The organism is Nocardia sp. CA-120079 (assembly GCF_050955745.1).
Classification (GTDB): domain Bacteria; phylum Actinomycetota; class Actinomycetes; order Mycobacteriales; family Mycobacteriaceae; genus Nocardia.
Genome location: NZ_CP192088.1, coordinates 4,110,861 through 4,126,541 on the forward strand (window position 1 = coordinate 4,110,861; position 15,681 = coordinate 4,126,541).

The 15,681-nt window shown below is 65.0% G+C and carries 10 protein-coding genes; 5 read left to right on the forward strand and 5 right to left on the reverse strand.

Annotated features, from left to right (window positions below; translation table 11 throughout):
* Window positions 1-45 precede the first annotated feature (45 nt).
* Window positions 46-2,301 (reverse strand): serine/threonine-protein kinase, encoded by a 2,256-nt coding sequence (locus ACQPYR_RS18640; protein WP_433633880.1) that lies wholly within the window; start codon window positions 2,299-2,301, stop codon window positions 46-48.
* Window positions 2,302-2,549: 248 nt separating this feature from the next.
* On the opposite strand from ACQPYR_RS18640, the gene ACQPYR_RS18645 reads away from it, so the two are divergent.
* Entirely contained in the window at window positions 2,550-5,843 is a 3,294-nt protein-coding gene (locus tag ACQPYR_RS18645) for a protein kinase domain-containing protein (protein ID WP_433633882.1), read from the forward strand.
* 57 nt (window positions 5,844-5,900) lie between these two features.
* Here ACQPYR_RS18645 and ACQPYR_RS18650 read toward each other — a convergent pair whose 3' ends face one another.
* Entirely contained in the window at window positions 5,901-7,325 is a 1,425-nt protein-coding gene (locus ACQPYR_RS18650; protein WP_433633884.1) for a CHAD domain-containing protein, read from the reverse strand.
* Window positions 7,326-7,936: 611 nt separating this feature from the next.
* Between ACQPYR_RS18650 and ACQPYR_RS18655 the strand changes: the two genes are divergently transcribed.
* The 4 genes from ACQPYR_RS18655 (at window position 7,937) to ACQPYR_RS18670 (ending at window position 12,403) form a co-directional block, all read left to right on the forward strand.
* Complete coding sequence (locus ACQPYR_RS18655; protein WP_433633886.1) at window positions 7,937-9,061, forward strand: hypothetical protein; 1,125 nt, start codon at window positions 7,937-7,939, stop codon at window positions 9,059-9,061.
* 593 nt (window positions 9,062-9,654) lie between these two features.
* Window positions 9,655-10,155, forward strand: coding sequence for a hypothetical protein (locus ACQPYR_RS18660; RefSeq protein ID WP_433633888.1), 501 nt, complete (start codon window positions 9,655-9,657; stop codon window positions 10,153-10,155).
* A gap of 144 nt (window positions 10,156-10,299) precedes the next feature.
* Complete coding sequence (locus tag ACQPYR_RS18665) at window positions 10,300-11,931, forward strand: MDR family MFS transporter (protein ID WP_433633890.1); 1,632 nt, start codon at window positions 10,300-10,302, stop codon at window positions 11,929-11,931.
* 40 nt (window positions 11,932-11,971) lie between these two features.
* A complete protein-coding gene (locus ACQPYR_RS18670; RefSeq protein WP_433633892.1) occupies window positions 11,972-12,403 on the forward strand; it encodes a MarR family winged helix-turn-helix transcriptional regulator in 432 nt (143 codons plus the stop codon).
* Here the strand turns inward: ACQPYR_RS18670 and ACQPYR_RS18675 are convergent.
* The 3 genes from ACQPYR_RS18675 to ACQPYR_RS18685 form a co-directional block, all read right to left on the reverse strand.
* Entirely contained in the window at window positions 12,381-13,289 is a 909-nt protein-coding gene (locus tag ACQPYR_RS18675) for a bile acid:sodium symporter family protein (protein ID WP_433633894.1), read from the reverse strand. The genes ACQPYR_RS18670 and ACQPYR_RS18675 overlap by 23 nt on opposite strands.
* Before the next feature lie 95 nt (window positions 13,290-13,384).
* Window positions 13,385-14,653, reverse strand: a complete 1,269-nt coding sequence (locus ACQPYR_RS18680; protein WP_433633896.1) for a dihydrolipoamide acetyltransferase family protein — start codon at window positions 14,651-14,653, stop codon at window positions 13,385-13,387.
* A gap of 11 nt (window positions 14,654-14,664) precedes the next feature.
* On the reverse strand, window positions 14,665-15,648 hold the full coding sequence (locus ACQPYR_RS18685; RefSeq protein WP_433633898.1) for an alpha-ketoacid dehydrogenase subunit beta: 984 nt from the start codon (window positions 15,646-15,648) through the stop codon (window positions 14,665-14,667).
* Window positions 15,649-15,681 lie beyond the last annotated feature (33 nt).

The window sequence follows — 15,681 nt, forward strand, 5'->3', positions numbered from 1 at the left end:
ATATCACCCCATGGTGTCAGCGATCAATGGCAGGTCGTTCAGCGGTCAGGTGTGGGTACGGTAATGCGGGTTCACGATGCGCTCCAGGGCCGCCAGATCCGATTGCAGGGCATAGAAGGTGCGCAAAGCGACGGCGAACGCGAGGAGCCCACCTATGCAGAGGGCTACTATCGAGCCGATCACTGTGTGCTGCTGATGCGGCGTCAGGAATATCAGCCCCAACGACACGCCGATCAGCGGAACCGATGCTGCCACACCGAGATACACGCGGCTGCGCCGGATCAGCCGATGCAGTCTGTGGGCGTCGTCGGGGCAGATGTGACCGGCCGCGACCAAACCCGGGTAGTACCAGCGCAAGACGAAAAACGTGGCCGGAAAGTAGGTGTACACGACCGCCACCGCGGCCGCGACGAGGCTCGAGGCAATCAGATTCGTCAGCAGCCCGGCCGGTATCGGCCCCAGCGACAGCAGCTTCACCGCGAAGATTCCCATGGCCAGGATCCATCCGATAAACGCGACCGCCGCGATCCGGTCGCCGCAGGCCAGGGTATCCGCGCGCGCCCGTGCGAGGGTGGCCTCGTCGAATTGCTTGCCCCGGCGCAGGCCGTCGGGCACCAGAAAGACGTTGCGGCACCAATACAGCAGGCCGGCGATGGCGACCGGATAGGAGATCGCGATCACCACGTACCCCAGGTGGGTCAGCCGCCCAGCAGCCTCGGAGCCCAGTTGGAGTTGGATCAGCCGGACGTTGTGCGCCGAAAGGTACAGTCCGGCCGCGACCTGGCCGAACATACTCGCCGGAATCACGACCGGGATCGGCCGCATGCGCAGCCGTGCCCGCAGGCTGTGTGCGGGCGGGTCGACCAGGTCGCGGGCGGCCCGGTCCTGGCTCAATTCCAGCTGTTGGGCCAGTTCGGCGCCGCCCGGGTAACGGTCGGCAGGGTCGGGCGAAAGGCAGGTGAGCAGTGCGTGACGCAGTAGGGCCGGGCAGTCCGGGGGCAGGTCGGCCTCCAGGTTCGCATCGACGAGCCGACGTCGTCGATCGATCATCGCCTGCAACGATTGCTCCGATTCGCCTGCTCCGAACCCGTCGTCGAACGGTCGCCGTCCGGTGAGCAATTCCCACAGGACCACAGCCAGCGAGTAGAGGTCGCTGCGGGTATCGAGATCGGCGGCAGTGGTGGCCAGGGCGGGGTGGCAGGCCTCGAGTTGTTCGGGGGACATGTAGGCCAGTGAGCCGCCGAAGTAGGCGACGGGGTTCGCGCCGGGCAGGTGGCGGCTGAAGCTGATGTTGAAGTCGGCCAGTTTGGGCTGACCATCGGCGGTCAGCAGCACATTCGCGGGTTTCATGTCGCGGTGCAGCACACCATGGCGATTGGCGTAATCGAGCGCGGTCGCCAGCCGGGCACCCAACCAGGCTACGGTCTCCGGCCAGGTGAGCTGTTCGAGTTCCGCGCGCGCGGGCGAGTGCTGCGGCTCGAGCACGCCGCCGCTCGTGGTGGCGGCGTCGATGGCCTGCAGCAGCAGTTTGCCGCTGCGTCGTACCGGTGGGGTGCTGTGCAGTTGCCGCAGCACACCCAGCAGTGTGCCGCCGGGCACGTACTGCATGTACATCAGCTTCAGATGCTGTTCGGCGAGCTGACGCTGATCGAAGACGCGGACGATGTAATCGTGGTCGAGCTGGGCCAGCGTCTGCGGCTCGGTGCCGCGGTCGCGGGAGATCTTCACCGCCACCAGCCGGCTCATCGAGCGTTGCCGAGCCAGGAATACGCGCGCGAAGGCGCCGCGGCCCAGCGGCAGCAGCAGATCGAAATCGTCGACGGCGGTGCCCGTACCGATGGCCTCGAGGGCGTCGAGTGCGCTGGGGTCGGCCAGCAGCGTGCTGCGCAGGCCGCCGGCATCGAAAGTCTCGGTGATGCAGGCCATTTGGGCCGGATAGTCGTGCTCGTACTCGGTGAGGTCGACATCGTTGCGGCAGCTGCGGGCACTGATCTCCTCGTAGATGAGGTCCGGCGGCAACGGGGCAGCGCCCAATTCCGGAAACTGTTCGCGATAGTCGGCAAGGCGCAGCGCGTCGTCGCTGCGCTGCCACCGTTCGTGCAGATCCACTTTGATCAGCTCGATCAACGTGGTCCGCCGCAGCGCGGGCTCGACGGGCAGGTGGGCCGACAGATCGGGCGGTTCGCTCGATGCTTTCCAGTCTCCGGCGAACTGGGCAACCAGGGTCGTCAACGCGGTCTGCGTTGCCGTCGCGCGGGCGACACCGGCGCCGGGTGTGCTCGCTCCGAGGTTCTGATCCATCGTCGCTCGCTTCGAAGTGGTCGAGCCCGGGTCCCGCACCGAGGGGTATCGGATCCCTCCGGCGAGTAGCTGGCACTTCACCAACAGCCTTTCGCCCTTGTGCCCATTTGTCCACCCCCGACCTCGTTTGGTGAAGCGGGCCTCGGAACTCGCGACGGGAACCGGCGGACCGTTCGCCTTTGTTGGCGATACGCTGGGCATTGTCGGAAGGGTGAGCAGATGGTGCCCGGTATCGGTGCGCATGCCGAGTGGATCGCACGCCGCTGATGGTCGGCGATGATGCGCCGCAGACCCAACGTGACGTGAGCGTGCCCGTCGCGGTGGAGTTGAGCGCGTCCGGGTTCGAGGACGCCGCGGAGATCGGCCGCGGTGGTTTCGGTGTGGTGTATCGCTGTACGCAGCTGGCGCTGGATCGCACGGTTGCGGTGAAGGTGCTGACCGATGTGCTGGACGAGGACAATCGGGAGCGGTTCTTCCGCGAGCAGCAGGCGATGGGCCGGCTGACCGGACATCCGAACATCGTGACGGTGCTGCAGGTCGGAGTCACTTCGAGTGACCATCCCTATCTGGTGATGCCATATCACCCCTTGGATTCGCTGGATGCGTGGGTTCGTCGGCAGGGCCCGGTGCCGGTGGAGACCGTGTTGTGGGTGGGGGTGAAGATCGCGGGTGCGCTCGAGACCGCGCATCGGCTCGGGATCGTGCATCGGGACGTGAAGCCGGGCAATATTCTGCTGACCGATTACGGTGAGCCGGCGTTGACCGATTTCGGTATCGCGCGCATGTCGGGCGGATTCCGAACAGCGACGGGCATCCTGACCGGGTCTCCGGCGTTCACTGCCCCGGAGGTGCTCGGTGGTGAGGCCGCGACTCCGGCCGCGGATGTCTATGGGCTGGGTGCGACCTTGTTCTGTGCGCTGACCGGGCACGCCGCGTTCGAGCGTCGTAGCGGTGAGCAGGTGGTGGCGCAGTTTTTGCGGATCACCAGCCAGCCGGTGCCGGACCTGCGCGCGGGTGGCATTCCCGATGACGTTGCGGCGGTGGTGGAATCGGCGATGAACCGGGATCCACAGCAGCGGCCGTCGGCCACCGGAGTGGGCGAGGCCATCCGGCAGGTACAGCGGCGCCACGGATATCAGGTGGGCGAGATGGCGCTGCGGACACCGGAGGGCGGGCCGCGCGAGCACACGCCGCCGTCGCAGGCATGGGCTGCGCCGCAGCCAGCCGGGGGTCGCGCCAACACCGGCGAGCTGCCGCTGGAGTTGACCAGCTTCGTCGGCCGCCGCACCGAGGTGGCCGAGATCAAGAACCTGCTGTCGGCGTCGCGGCTGGTGACGTTGGCCGGAATCGGTGGTGTCGGCAAGACTCGCCTGGCGTTGCGGGCGGCTTCGAACGCGCGGCGCGATTTCCCCGATGGGGTGTGGGTGATCGAGCTGGGTGATGTGCGCGACCCGTCACTGCTGATCGGCGTCGTGGCGTCCACGCTGGGCCTGCGCGACGATTCGGGCCGACCGATGCAGCACGTCCTGGTCGAGTTCCTGTGCTCCCGGGAAACGTTGCTCGTTTTGGACAATGGCGAGCAGATTGTGGAGGCCCTGGCGGAGCTGGTCGAAACATTGTTGCTGGCGTGTCCGAGTCTGCGGATACTGGTCACCAGCCGCGAGCCGCTCGACATCGCCGGGGAAGCGGTCTTGCGCGTGCTGCCGCTGACCGTTCCGGGTACCAACGGTGAGCCGACGCTGCGGGGACTGCCGCAATACGACGCGTTGACGTTGTTCGCCGAACGCGCGGCGGCGGTCGTGCCAGGCTTCGAACTCACCGACGACAACAAGGCCGCCGTGGCCGGCATCTGTTCCCGGCTGGACGGGTTGCCGCTGGCGATCGAACTCGCCGCGGCGCGGATGCGCACCATGTCGCCCGAGCAGATCCTGGCGCGGCTCACCGACCGGTACGCGCTGCTGACCCGCGGCAGCCGCACCGCGCCGAAGCGGCAACAGACGCTGCGCTGGTGCATCGACTGGAGCTACCAATTGTGCACACCGGACGAGCAGCGGCTGTGGGCCCGATTGTCCCTATTCACCGGCGGCTTCGAACTCGACGCCGCCGAACAGGTGTGCGGTGTGGACCTGGAGCGGGAGAGTTTGCTGGATGCGTTGTCCTCCCTGGTGGACAAATCGATCGTGAACCGGGAGACGCTCGGTGACGTCGTGCGTTTCCGGATGCTCGAGACGATGCGCGACTACGGCCGGGAGGCGCTACAAGAGTCCGGTGAATATCGGGATCTGCGTCGACGACACCGCGACTGGTACCAGCGGTTGGCGCTGGATGCCGAGGCGGGCTGGATCAGCGACCGGCAGCCCTACTGGTTGACCCGGCTCGAACGCGAGCAACCCAACCTGGTGGATACGCTCGAGTTCTGCGTGTCCGAGGACAGTGCAGACTCGGCCGAGGCTGGGCTACGCACCGCCGCCGCGTTGGCCACTGTCTTCTGGAGCTCTCGGGGCCTGTGCGGGGAGGCCGGACGCTGGCTCGGGCGCGCCCTTGCCAACCCCGCCGCACGGTCGATACCCGACCGGGTCAGGGCGTTGCATGACAGTGTCAACGCAGCCGCGATGCAGCGGGACCTCGAGTCAGCAGCTGTCCTACTGGACGAAGGGCGCGCAGTCGCCGAACAGGATCCCACTCCCTTCAACCAGGCGCTGATCGCTGAGGCCGAGGGCACCGTGGCGCTGTATCGAAATGAACCGGCTCGCGCGATCTCCTGTTTCGAGCGTGCCGTCGAAGTGTTCAGCTCGAACCCGAGGGGATGTCTCCATATTGCCGGGCTGGTGCTGCTCGGTTGGGCACACGCTCTGCTGGGGGATAAACGGCGGGCGCTCGAGTATTACGACCAAATTCTTTCCATCACCGAAGGGTGCGGCGAATTATATTTTCGCTCGACCGCCCTGGGGGCGAAGGGAATTGTCGTATGGCAGCAGGGCGAGCGGTCCCACGCACACCAGTTGCTGCAGGAATCGCTGCGATTCACCCGGTCCGCGCGCAGCCCTCTCGTCATGGCTCTCGATCTCGAGGGGCTGGCCTGGATCGTCGCCGATGGTGATGGTGAGCGCGCGGCCGTACTGATGGGCGCTGTGGAAAATCTGTTGCGGTCCGCCTCTGGCTTTTCGATCTTTTTCCCGGAGCTGGCCAGATCTCACGACGAATGTGAGCGAACGGTGCGTCGTGCGCTCGGTGACCGAGGATTCGATGCGGCGTTCCGGCGCGGCCAGGTCATGGGAATGCACGCGGCGGTGGCCTACGCGCTGGGGGAGACGCCAACCGCCCCGCCCGCCGCTTCCGGTCCGCAATTGACCAAGCGTGAACATCAGGTCGCCGACCTTGTCGCCCAAGGCCTCACCAATAGGCAGATCGCCGCGAAACTGGTGATCTCGCAACGCACCGCGGATGGGCATGTCGAACATATCCTGAGCAAACTCGGATTCACCTCCCGCGCACAGATCGCTGCCTGGATCGTGGACCAAGGCAGGCAAGAGACTTCTTGACCGCACAGTCCAGCTGAATCCGCGCTGCGGTCGCGCCCCGACGACTCCTGCGGCTTGCTACCTCGTGGCGATTTCGGCGGCCTTACGCCGGGCATCGTCGGCGGCGTGCATTTCGTTCGCGTACAGCAGGCCGAAGGTGAAGCCGTTCTCGCCCGCTGCTGTGCCTGCGGTTGTCGCGGTGCGCCACAGGAATCGTGACGATACGATGCCGTCGTTGTAGTCGCCGAGCACTCTTTGAATCTTCTTGTAGTACTTGATGTTCGACTTCGTTTGCTTGCGCTTTCCCACGGGCTCGACTAGTTCGGCGGCGTAGCGGGCTCGTTTGGCGGCCTTGCGGGCGCGGTGCAATGACGCGTGTCGTTGGTCGCGCAGGGCGGTCGCGAGCCGGCGATCGGCTTTGCGTGCGGCCTTGCGAGCTCGTTTCACAGGTTCACGTCTGCGAAGTCGCCTGTCGAACGGCGGGTGCGATTGCCAGGCATGCAGGGTCGCCAGCAATTCGAGGTAGCGAGTCGAGTCCATGGCCTCGGTGAGTGCGTTGCGACTGGGCACCTGCCGAGACAGAATCGTCGCGTCGATGCGCGCGGCGACCGGGCCGAGGACGAGTTCGGGCGGCAGTTTGTGCACCTGGTCGGCCATACGGCGATGTTGCACGTGGCAGTCGCGCACATCGCCGAGTAGCCCTGCATACCACTTCAATTCGTCCTCGACACCACCGATGGCGGAGCGGTCGAAAAGCTTTTTGAACACGCGCAGGGTGCTGCGCAGGCGTCGCGTCGCGACACGGGTGTCGTGGATCGGTTCCTGGCCGCGGCGCAAAGCGACGTCACCGGCGAAGATCATGTCGATCTGCGCGGTCATGTATTCATAGATGGCGCGCTCCGCCGCAGTGTCGGTGATCGGCCTGGCCTGCGCGGGCAGCACGTGGGACAGCTTGGAGGGAAACTCCGACCTGCGTGCGCCCGCCTCGGCGAGACTGTCCACCAGCGCCTCGGGTACCGCGTCGATCCGCGGGCCGAGTTCGACCTCGATCTCGTGCCAGGCGACGGAACTTCCGTCAGGCGGTGTCGTATCGACGATGTCGTCGTCGACTTCGACTATCAATTCGCCGTCGGGCCCGAGGACACGGTGGCGATTGCGCAGCGTGTGAATCGTGGTGATCGCGTGCAGTGGTTTGCCCAGCGCCGCGCCGGTGACCAGCTCGACGAACTCGGGCGGCAGTTCCTCCGAGAGCGGAGCATGCAATTCGGTGCGACCGCTCGGATGGGGAACTTTCAACTGCCAACCGGATTCGTCGGCACCTTCCCGGCGGCGCAGGGTGAGATTGTGAGCGAGCAGATCTCGCTCGGAGGTATCGAAATAGGTGCTGGTCAATTCGACCGACGTCTTCTCGATACGACTGTCGGAGACGAGGTTGTCCAATGCCGGAAGAGAAAAGACCCCGTCGACCTCCCATTTGCTTTCACGTTCCAGTACTTCCTCCATAAATTGGGCGTTCCCGGCCTACCGCACCTGAAACAGTCGGCGTCGCCTTCATCGAGCTGGATCTCGTCGCGTATTCGGCCGGGCTCACCAGCGCTTACCCGCAGCGTCGGACCGTGGCTGAAGATCTCGCGGCGCATGTCGGGTTCGGCCGGCATCGCCTTCTGCTCGGGCTGCTCGTAGACCGTTACCGGTTCGCCATCGCCTGCGGTCACGAAGCCGAATACGGCCTGGGCCGGCGCCGCCCTTGTACCGACTGCCACTCTCCGTCGACACCCCTGCCCGTCGGAGACCGCGCCACTGTCCTCGACCGGAACCCGTCTTTCGGACAGACTTTCATGTGGCGACCGCCATCGCGCGGCGCCGTGTCCGGGCCTGCGTCGAACACCGATCGCCGATGACGGTCGGGGTCATATCGCGATCGGTGGAGCTGGGCGGCATCGCGGACGATTCGGCTTGCCGACCCACGAAATCAGTTGCGGCAGTTGATCTTCAGCGTGAAAATCCGGAAAAACATCGGTCGCGAAATCGGTGAGTCGGCGGAGTGCGGGTGCGATCCTGGCTCGGGGGCGAGAGTGCGCCCCGCGGTGCCGGACTTCATCGGAGGAGCAGTCATGACCCATTCATTACCGGAGCCGACGGGCCACGCGGCGACGACTTCCGCCCAGCCGCCGAAACCCGCTGCGGGGCAGCTGATTCGGCACCAGCAACCGAAGTCGAAGTTCAAGATTGTCGTCCGTGCCAAGAACACCGAGAAGGAGGCGCAGGCCGAGGCTCCGGCACAATCGCCGACAGCGGTAGTACAACAACCCGCCGCGGCATCCGCTTTCTCGCCTGCCGCCGAACGGCATCTGAAGTGGTTGCACGACAGCGGCCGAGCGGTACTTGCGGGTGGGCTCACGGATCTGTGGCGCTCCCATAAGGATTGGATGGATTACACGGGCACGCATGGTTGGCGGCATTACACCGAATTCGATGACCCTGACCACCAGTACATCTGGCGCTTCAGTGCGACGCCGTACGAGGAGAAGATATCGATCGGTGCCGATACGGCCATCTCGGAAATCATCAAGATCATCGGTGCGCACAGCGGCGGGAACGAGAAGAAGAGCCCGCACGTGCGAACTTCTTCGTTCTGCCGCAACATCGGCGCACTCATCGGTACCGCCGCATCTGCGGGCGGCGACAAGAATGTCCTGAACATCGTCAACAAGGCGCCGTATCTGCTCTGCATAGATATCGCGACCCTGCGCGACAAAGGCGTTTCCGCCATACCCGCACTCGACCGCGGCATCAGCCTTTACGAGACGGAGTATGTGCTCGTCGCGACACCGGGCGAAGAACACTTCCTGGCCTGTCACCCGGTGGATCTCGATCCGGTGCTGTTCCGCAATCCGTTCAAGGGATGCATCGACTCGACCGGAAAGTTCGTGGGCTGCACGGTTTTGGATGGAAGGCTCATCGGCGCGGATGTTCCGCTGACAATCAGGGCGACCGAATCGTTCGTCAAGACGGTCGTCGAGTCGCCGCTCGTCTTCGAGGACATCGTCACCGACTTCGCTGAAATCCCGCCCGCGGACCTCGAGAACATCCTGTGGTTTGCCGCTGCCGCTGCGGACGCGGCCAGCGAACAATTCGGCTCGGTCCAGATCAAGGACCCGCTCGGCGGACTTGCCAAGGCCGCGAAAATGATGACGACCTACAACGAAGATATCTACAAGCTGTACAAGAAGTCCTGATCGAACATCCGAATAGGTTGCGGGCCAGGCCATCAGAGCCACGAGCCCGCAACCTGCGGTACGCATCGCGATCCGGTGCGGTGGCCGGCGAATGTCGGTATTCCGCGTGTCGGTGTGCTGCCGAGGGCATACTGTGCGAGACAAAGCTGCACCGAGGAGAGACAAGACCCGAAGGGGCCCGTCGTGACCAGTGCGATCGTCGCACGTGTTACCGAAACCGCCGAACCGCACGCTGAACTACGCCAGACCGGCGCGGCGGTAGACGCATTGAAAATGCAACGCGCGCAGCTATCGGCCCGGCACAGGTAAGCAGACGCGTCCGCCGCGAGCAGGCCACGTCCGGCCGGGCACGCGACTGGCTCGACGGCATCACACCCAGAGCCGGGCAGAAACGCGCGACGCTCGGGGAAGCTGCGCCAGCTGTTCGCGAGCCTGGATTGCCCACTGCGCCAGCTGATATCGCTCGATTCATCACGGCGACCGCGGCGGCAACGAGTCCCGTCGGTCGCAGCCGTTTTCGCCGGCTGTTGCTTTTTGATGTCGGCGGCGACGAATTCCAGCCATTCTCAAGTCTTCTCAACTCGGAGGAACGGATGAACCCATGGACTGAGCGGCTCTCGGTCAACAGAGTCGCTGTGGTGTCCGCCTCGGTCCTGATTGCGGTGGCGGCGGTCGCATCCTTCGCGTTCGCACATCATCTGGCACGGTTGGCCGGAACGCCGTCGACCATCGCGTGGCTGTGGCCGATCGTGGTGGGCCTCACGGTCTTTCAGATCGCCTACTGCTTTGTGATGGTCGGAACGTTGCCGTATCGGACCGGAATCATCCGACTGTACTTCGGGGTTCTGCTGCTGAGTGGTGTCGCCGTCGGCGTCCTCGGAAACGCGTTCAACGCAACCGATCCCGGCGAGCTGTCGCTGTCCGCCAAAGCGGTCATGGGCGCGGTTCCGCCGCTGTGCCTGCTGCTGATGGTCCTCAACACCTCGGTCTTCTTGAGCACAACCAAACCCTGGTTGCACGGTGCGGACAACTTCCCCCGATGTGCCGCAGCTGAAACGCCCGTCGTCGACGCGGCCGGACGTCTCCTGTCGTAGCTCGTCCGCTCCTCGACTAGTTGCCTTGGGCAACTAATCTGATATGGTAGCCCCGAGCGACTATCGACGGGGTCCGCGGTGACGTCCACTCAGCGGGCAATCCGGTGCCGCGTGCACTAGCGCCACGAGAGAGTGAGGCCTGCCTTGTCGCAGAATCTGCAGGACGCCGACCAGCAGCACGCCGCGCCGGACCTGGACAAGCATGCCGAGCCCGGCGCCGCGATGACACACCGTCAAATCATGGAAACGCTGACCGGACTGCTGACCGGCATGTTCGTCGCGATCTTGTCCTCGACCATCGTGGCGAACGCGCTGCCGACGATCATCTCCGATCTGCATGCGGGCCAGACCGCCTACAGTTGGGTGATCACCGCGACCCTGCTCGCGATGACGGTGACCACGCCCATCTGGGGGAAGCTGTCGGATCTGGTCGACAAGAAACTTCTCGTGCAGATAAGCCTGGTCATCTTCGTCGTGGGCTCGATCATCGCGGGTCTGGCCGCCAATGTGGGAGAGCTGATCGCGGCGCGGACGATTCAGGGTGTCGGCGCAGGTGGTATGACGGCGCTGACCCAGACCATCATGGCGGTCATGATCTCGCCCCGCGAACGCGGTCGCTACGGCGGTTACATGAGCGGTCTGTTCGCGGTCGGCACCGTTGTGGGACCGCTGGTGGGTGGTGCCATCGTGGATACTTCCTGGCTGGGCTGGCGGTGGTGCTTCTTCATCGGCATCCCGGTCGCGGCGGTCGCATTGGTCGTACTCCAGAAGACGATGCACCTGCCGATGGTCAAACGGCAGACCTCGGTGGACTGGCTCGGAGCGCTGCTCATAGCCGCCGCCACCTCACTGCTGCTGATCTGGATCTCGTTCGCCGGCGACAAGTACGCCTGGCTGTCCTGGCAGACCGGCGTGATGATCAGCGGCGCAGTGGTTTTGGTCGCGCTGTTGCTGCTGACCGAGTCGAAGACGAGCGAGCCGATCATCCCGCTGTATCTGTTCGGCAATCGCACCATCGTGCTGGCCGTCGTGGGCTCCTTGGTGGCGGGTGTGGTCATGTACGCCGGCACCACCTTCCTCAGCCAGTACTTTCAACTCGCCCGGGATGCGTCACCGACCGAGGCGGGCCTGCTCACCCTGCCGATGATCTTCGGCCTCGCCATCGTGTCGATCGTGTCCGGGCGGCTGATCTCCCGGACCGGTCGGTGGAAGATCGTCCTGGTCATCGGCAGCGTGCTCATGGTGGTCGGTGTCACCTCGTTGGGCACCGCCCGCGCCGACACCCCTTACGGACTGCTGGCTGTCTACATGTTCTTCGTCGGTGCGGGAGTCGGCATGACCATGCAGAATTTGGTACTCGCCGTACAGAATCAAGTGCGCGTCCACGAGATCGGCGCGGCGAGTGCGACCGTCGCTTTCATGCGATCCCTCGGCGGCGCGATCGGTGTCGCCGCACTGGGTGCGGTCATGGCGAACAGCATCACCCACTACACCGAAACGGGTTTGGCCCGGCTCGGAATCCCCGGCAGCGGTGTTCATTCGGGTAGCAGCCTGCCGAGCTTGTCCGCGCTGTCGGCCCCGGTCCGCTCGGTAGTGGAAGACGCCTATGGACACGGCGTCGCCGACGCGTTCCTCTGCACCGCGCCGCTGGCCCTGCTCGCGCTGGTCGCTGTCCTGTTCATCCGAGAGGTCCCGCTCCGCAGCACAAATGCCCCGGACCCCATAGTCGAAGCGGCCGGACCGCGGACCGGGGTAAAGTCGGCCACTCCTGAGTAACCCGTATGCTTCACGCGGCGCTGTGGAGGTGGGTAAGACGGTGAACGACACGATCGACGAGATCGAGGAACAGCTCATTGTGGCGCTGCGACGCAGCCGCAGAACCTCGTTCGAGTCCGCGGAACGCGTCCATCCCGGTCTCGAACCCGCCGCGTACGCCTTCCTGATGCGGCTCGACGCCATCGGCCCCAGCCGTCCCAGCGACCTGGCCAGCTACTTCCGCATCGGAAAAGCCACTACCGGACGCCAACTTTCGGCACTCGAGGAACTCGGACTGATCGACCGGCAACCAGATCCGGACGACGGTCGCGCCCAACTGCTCGCACTGACCACGCTCGGCAAACAGCGGCTGGACGCGACCCGCGCCGCCCGCCGCCGAGTGCTGCACGAACGCCTGTCGAGCTGGCCCGAATCGGACCTGGCCACACTCGCCGAACTCCTGCACCGCCTCAATGCCGAATTCGGCGACTGAGACCGTCACTCTCTTCGGTGCGCACCACGGCGTGTCGCCGGGTGATGAGCCAACCGACAGCGCCCGCGACCGGGAGCATGATTCCGCCGTAGACCCCTGCGGGCACACTCAATTCGGTGCTGTCGAGCACGCTGACGGCGATGGTGATGGCGATGACGCTGTTGTGGATGCCGATCTCCATCGAGCAGGCTATCGCCTGGCGGATGCCGACGCCGAGCCATCTGGGGACGAAGTAGCCCACAGTCAAGCTGAGCAGGCAGAAGACAAAAGTGACCGCGCCGACGTCGAGGAGATATCCCGGCAGGTCGGCGGCACCGCTGATCACGCTTGCGGCTATGACGAGTACCAGGGTCAGCGCCGAGCCGATGCGCACCGGCCGGTTCATCCGGTCGGCGAAGTCGGTGGATACCCGTCGCACCAGCATGCCGACGATGACCGGGATCAGGATCATCGCGAACACTTGGATCACCTTGCCGAACTGCAGGCCCAGTCCGCTCGCACCGGCTTCGGGTTCGAAATAGTCGATCGCGAAGTTCGTGATCAGGGGTGCGGTGACCACCGCGATGATCGAATTGACGGCCGTGAGAGACACATTGAGTGCGACATCGCCGCCGAACAGGTGACTGAGCAGGTTGGCCGTGGTACCGCCCGGCGATGACGCGAGCAGCAGCATGCCGACGGCGAGGGTGGGCGGCAGATCGAAGAGCAGGACCAGACCGAACGCGATTGCCGGCAGCACGAGCAGCTGACACACCAGCGCGATAGCGACCGTCCTTGGTTGGCGCGCGACGCGGGTGAAATCGTCGACGCTGAGCGAAAGCCCCAGCCCGAACATGATCACGGCCAAAGCCAGTGGCAGAGCCAGTGATACAAGCGGTGAGTTCACCGGTGTTCCTTCGTCGCGTTTGGAGTGGACGCGGAAACGGTATCCGGCTGGGGCGGTGCGGTGCTCCGGTCCTTCCGTTCAGCGAGAAGGACCGGTCAGGTGATGATGCGCAAGGGGTGTTCCAGGAGTTCGGTCAACTGTTGGAGGAACCGCGCCGCGGTTGCGCCGTCGATCGCGCGGTGGTCGGCGGAGAGGGTGACGCGCAGGATGCTGCGGGTGACGACCTGGGAGTCGTCGAGGCGTAGTTCGTCTTTGGCCGCGCCCACGGCGAGGATGGCGGATTCCGGCGGGTTGATGACCGCGGTGAATTGTTCGATGCCGAACATGCCGAGGTTGGAGATGGTGAAGGTGCCGCCGCTCATTTCGTCGGCGCGGAGTTTGCGGTCGCGGGCGCGTTCGGCTTTGTCGCGGGTTTCGGTGGCGATTTCCGAGACGCTCTTGCGGTCGGCGTCGCGGACGACGGGAACGAGTAGCCCGGCCGGGGTGGCGACGGCGATGCCGAGGTGGATTCCGCGGTGCCGCAGGAGTTTGTCGTCGGCGATCGAGACGTTGACGGCAGGATCGGTGCGCAGTGCGGTGGCGACCGCTTTGACGAGTAGGTCGTTGACGCTGACCTTGGTCTTGCCTGCTTGCTCGAGGGTGCGATTGATCTCGACGCGGAAGGCCAGCAGGTCAGTGACGTCGATTGCGCTGGTCAAGTAGATGTGCGGGGCTTGCTGTTTGCTTTCGGTGAGGCGTTTGGCCGAAACCTGCTGGATGGTGCTGAGCGGGATCTCGTCGTAGTCGCCCGAGGCGGTCACCGATGCTACCGGCGGTGCGGCAGGAGTGGATTCGATAGTGCGGTAAGCGGATTCGACATCATTGCGAGTGACCCGTCCACCGGGGCCGGTGCCGGCCACGGTGGCGAGGTCGATGTCGAGTTCGCGGGCGATCTTGCGGGCCAGTGGTGAGGACTTCTTGTGAGTTCGGGTCTGTTTTGCCCCGGAAACAGTTCCAGCGGCGTCGATCGGATTATCTTGCGCACCTACGCTTCGCTGCGGGGCTACATGTTCCTTCGCCGTATTACTCGATGCCACACCGCTTTCGGCAGCAGAGTTCGATCCGGCAGAGCCGCCCGGCGTGGACCCGGTTCCGTCGCCGATCAGCGCGATCGTGTTGCCGATCGGGACCCGCGAGCCCGGCTCGAACAGAATCCGTTCGAGAATGCCGTCCTCGTAGGCCTCGAGTTCCATCAGCGCTTTGTCGGTTTCGATTTCGGCGAGGATATCGCCGCGGCTGACCTTGTCGCCGACCTGCTTGAGCCAGGCGACGACGACGCCTTCCTCCATGGTGTCGGACAGGCGGGGCATGATGATGTCGGGCATGTGAAATCCTCTCAGCGGCGTCGGCCCACGGCCGCGAGTGTTTCCGCGGCCGCGGTGTAAAGGGATTCGGCGGACGGCAGCGCGATCTGTTCGAGAGTTTTGGCGTAGGGCAGCGGCACTTCCGCGGCGGCGACTCGCCGGACCGGTGCATCGAGGTAGTCGAAGGCGCCATCGGAGATGGAGGCGGCGATCTCCGCGCCGATGCCGTAGGTGAGCCAGTCGTCTTCGGCGACCACCGCGCAGCCGGTCTTGCGTACCGAGCTGACAATGGTGTCGCGGTCCAGGGGGCGCAGGCTGCGCAGGTCGATGACCTCGGCCGAGATCCCTTCGGCGGCCAGGCGTTCGGCGACCTGGGTGGCGATCGTCGCCATGCGCGAGTAGCCGATCAGGGTGATATCGGTCCCTGGACGCGTAATCGCTGCCTTGCCGATCGCGACGGGCGGAAGATCCTCGGGCACTTCGCCTTTGGTGTTGTACAAAGCGAGGTTTTCCAGGAACAGCACCGGGTCGTCGTCCTCGATCGCGGCGCGCAGCAGTGCCCGAGCGTCGGCCGGGGTGCTGGGGGCGACGACCTTCAGGCCGGGCACGAACGCGTAGTACAGCTCGATGTTCTGCGAGTGGGTGGCGCCCAGTTGCTGGCCGCCGCCACCGGGAGTGCGGATGACCATCGGCACGCTGGTCTGTCCGCCGAACATGCCGTAGATCTTGGCGGCGTGGTTGACGATCTGGTCCAGTGCCAGCAGCGAGAAGTTGATCGTCATGAGTTCCACGACCGGGCGCAGGCCGAGCATCGCGGCGCCGATGGCCGCGCCGACGAATCCCTCTTCGGCAATCGGGGTATCGCGCACCCGTTTCTCGCCGAATTCGGCGAGCAATCCGGCGGTGATCTTGTAGGAGCCTTCGAAGATGCCGATCTCTTCCCCGATGAGCAGGACGTCGTCATCGCGACGCATCTCCTCGCGCAGGGTTTCGCGCAGCGCTTCGCGATAGGTCATGACAGGCACGGTGGTGTCCTCAGCGGTTGCGGG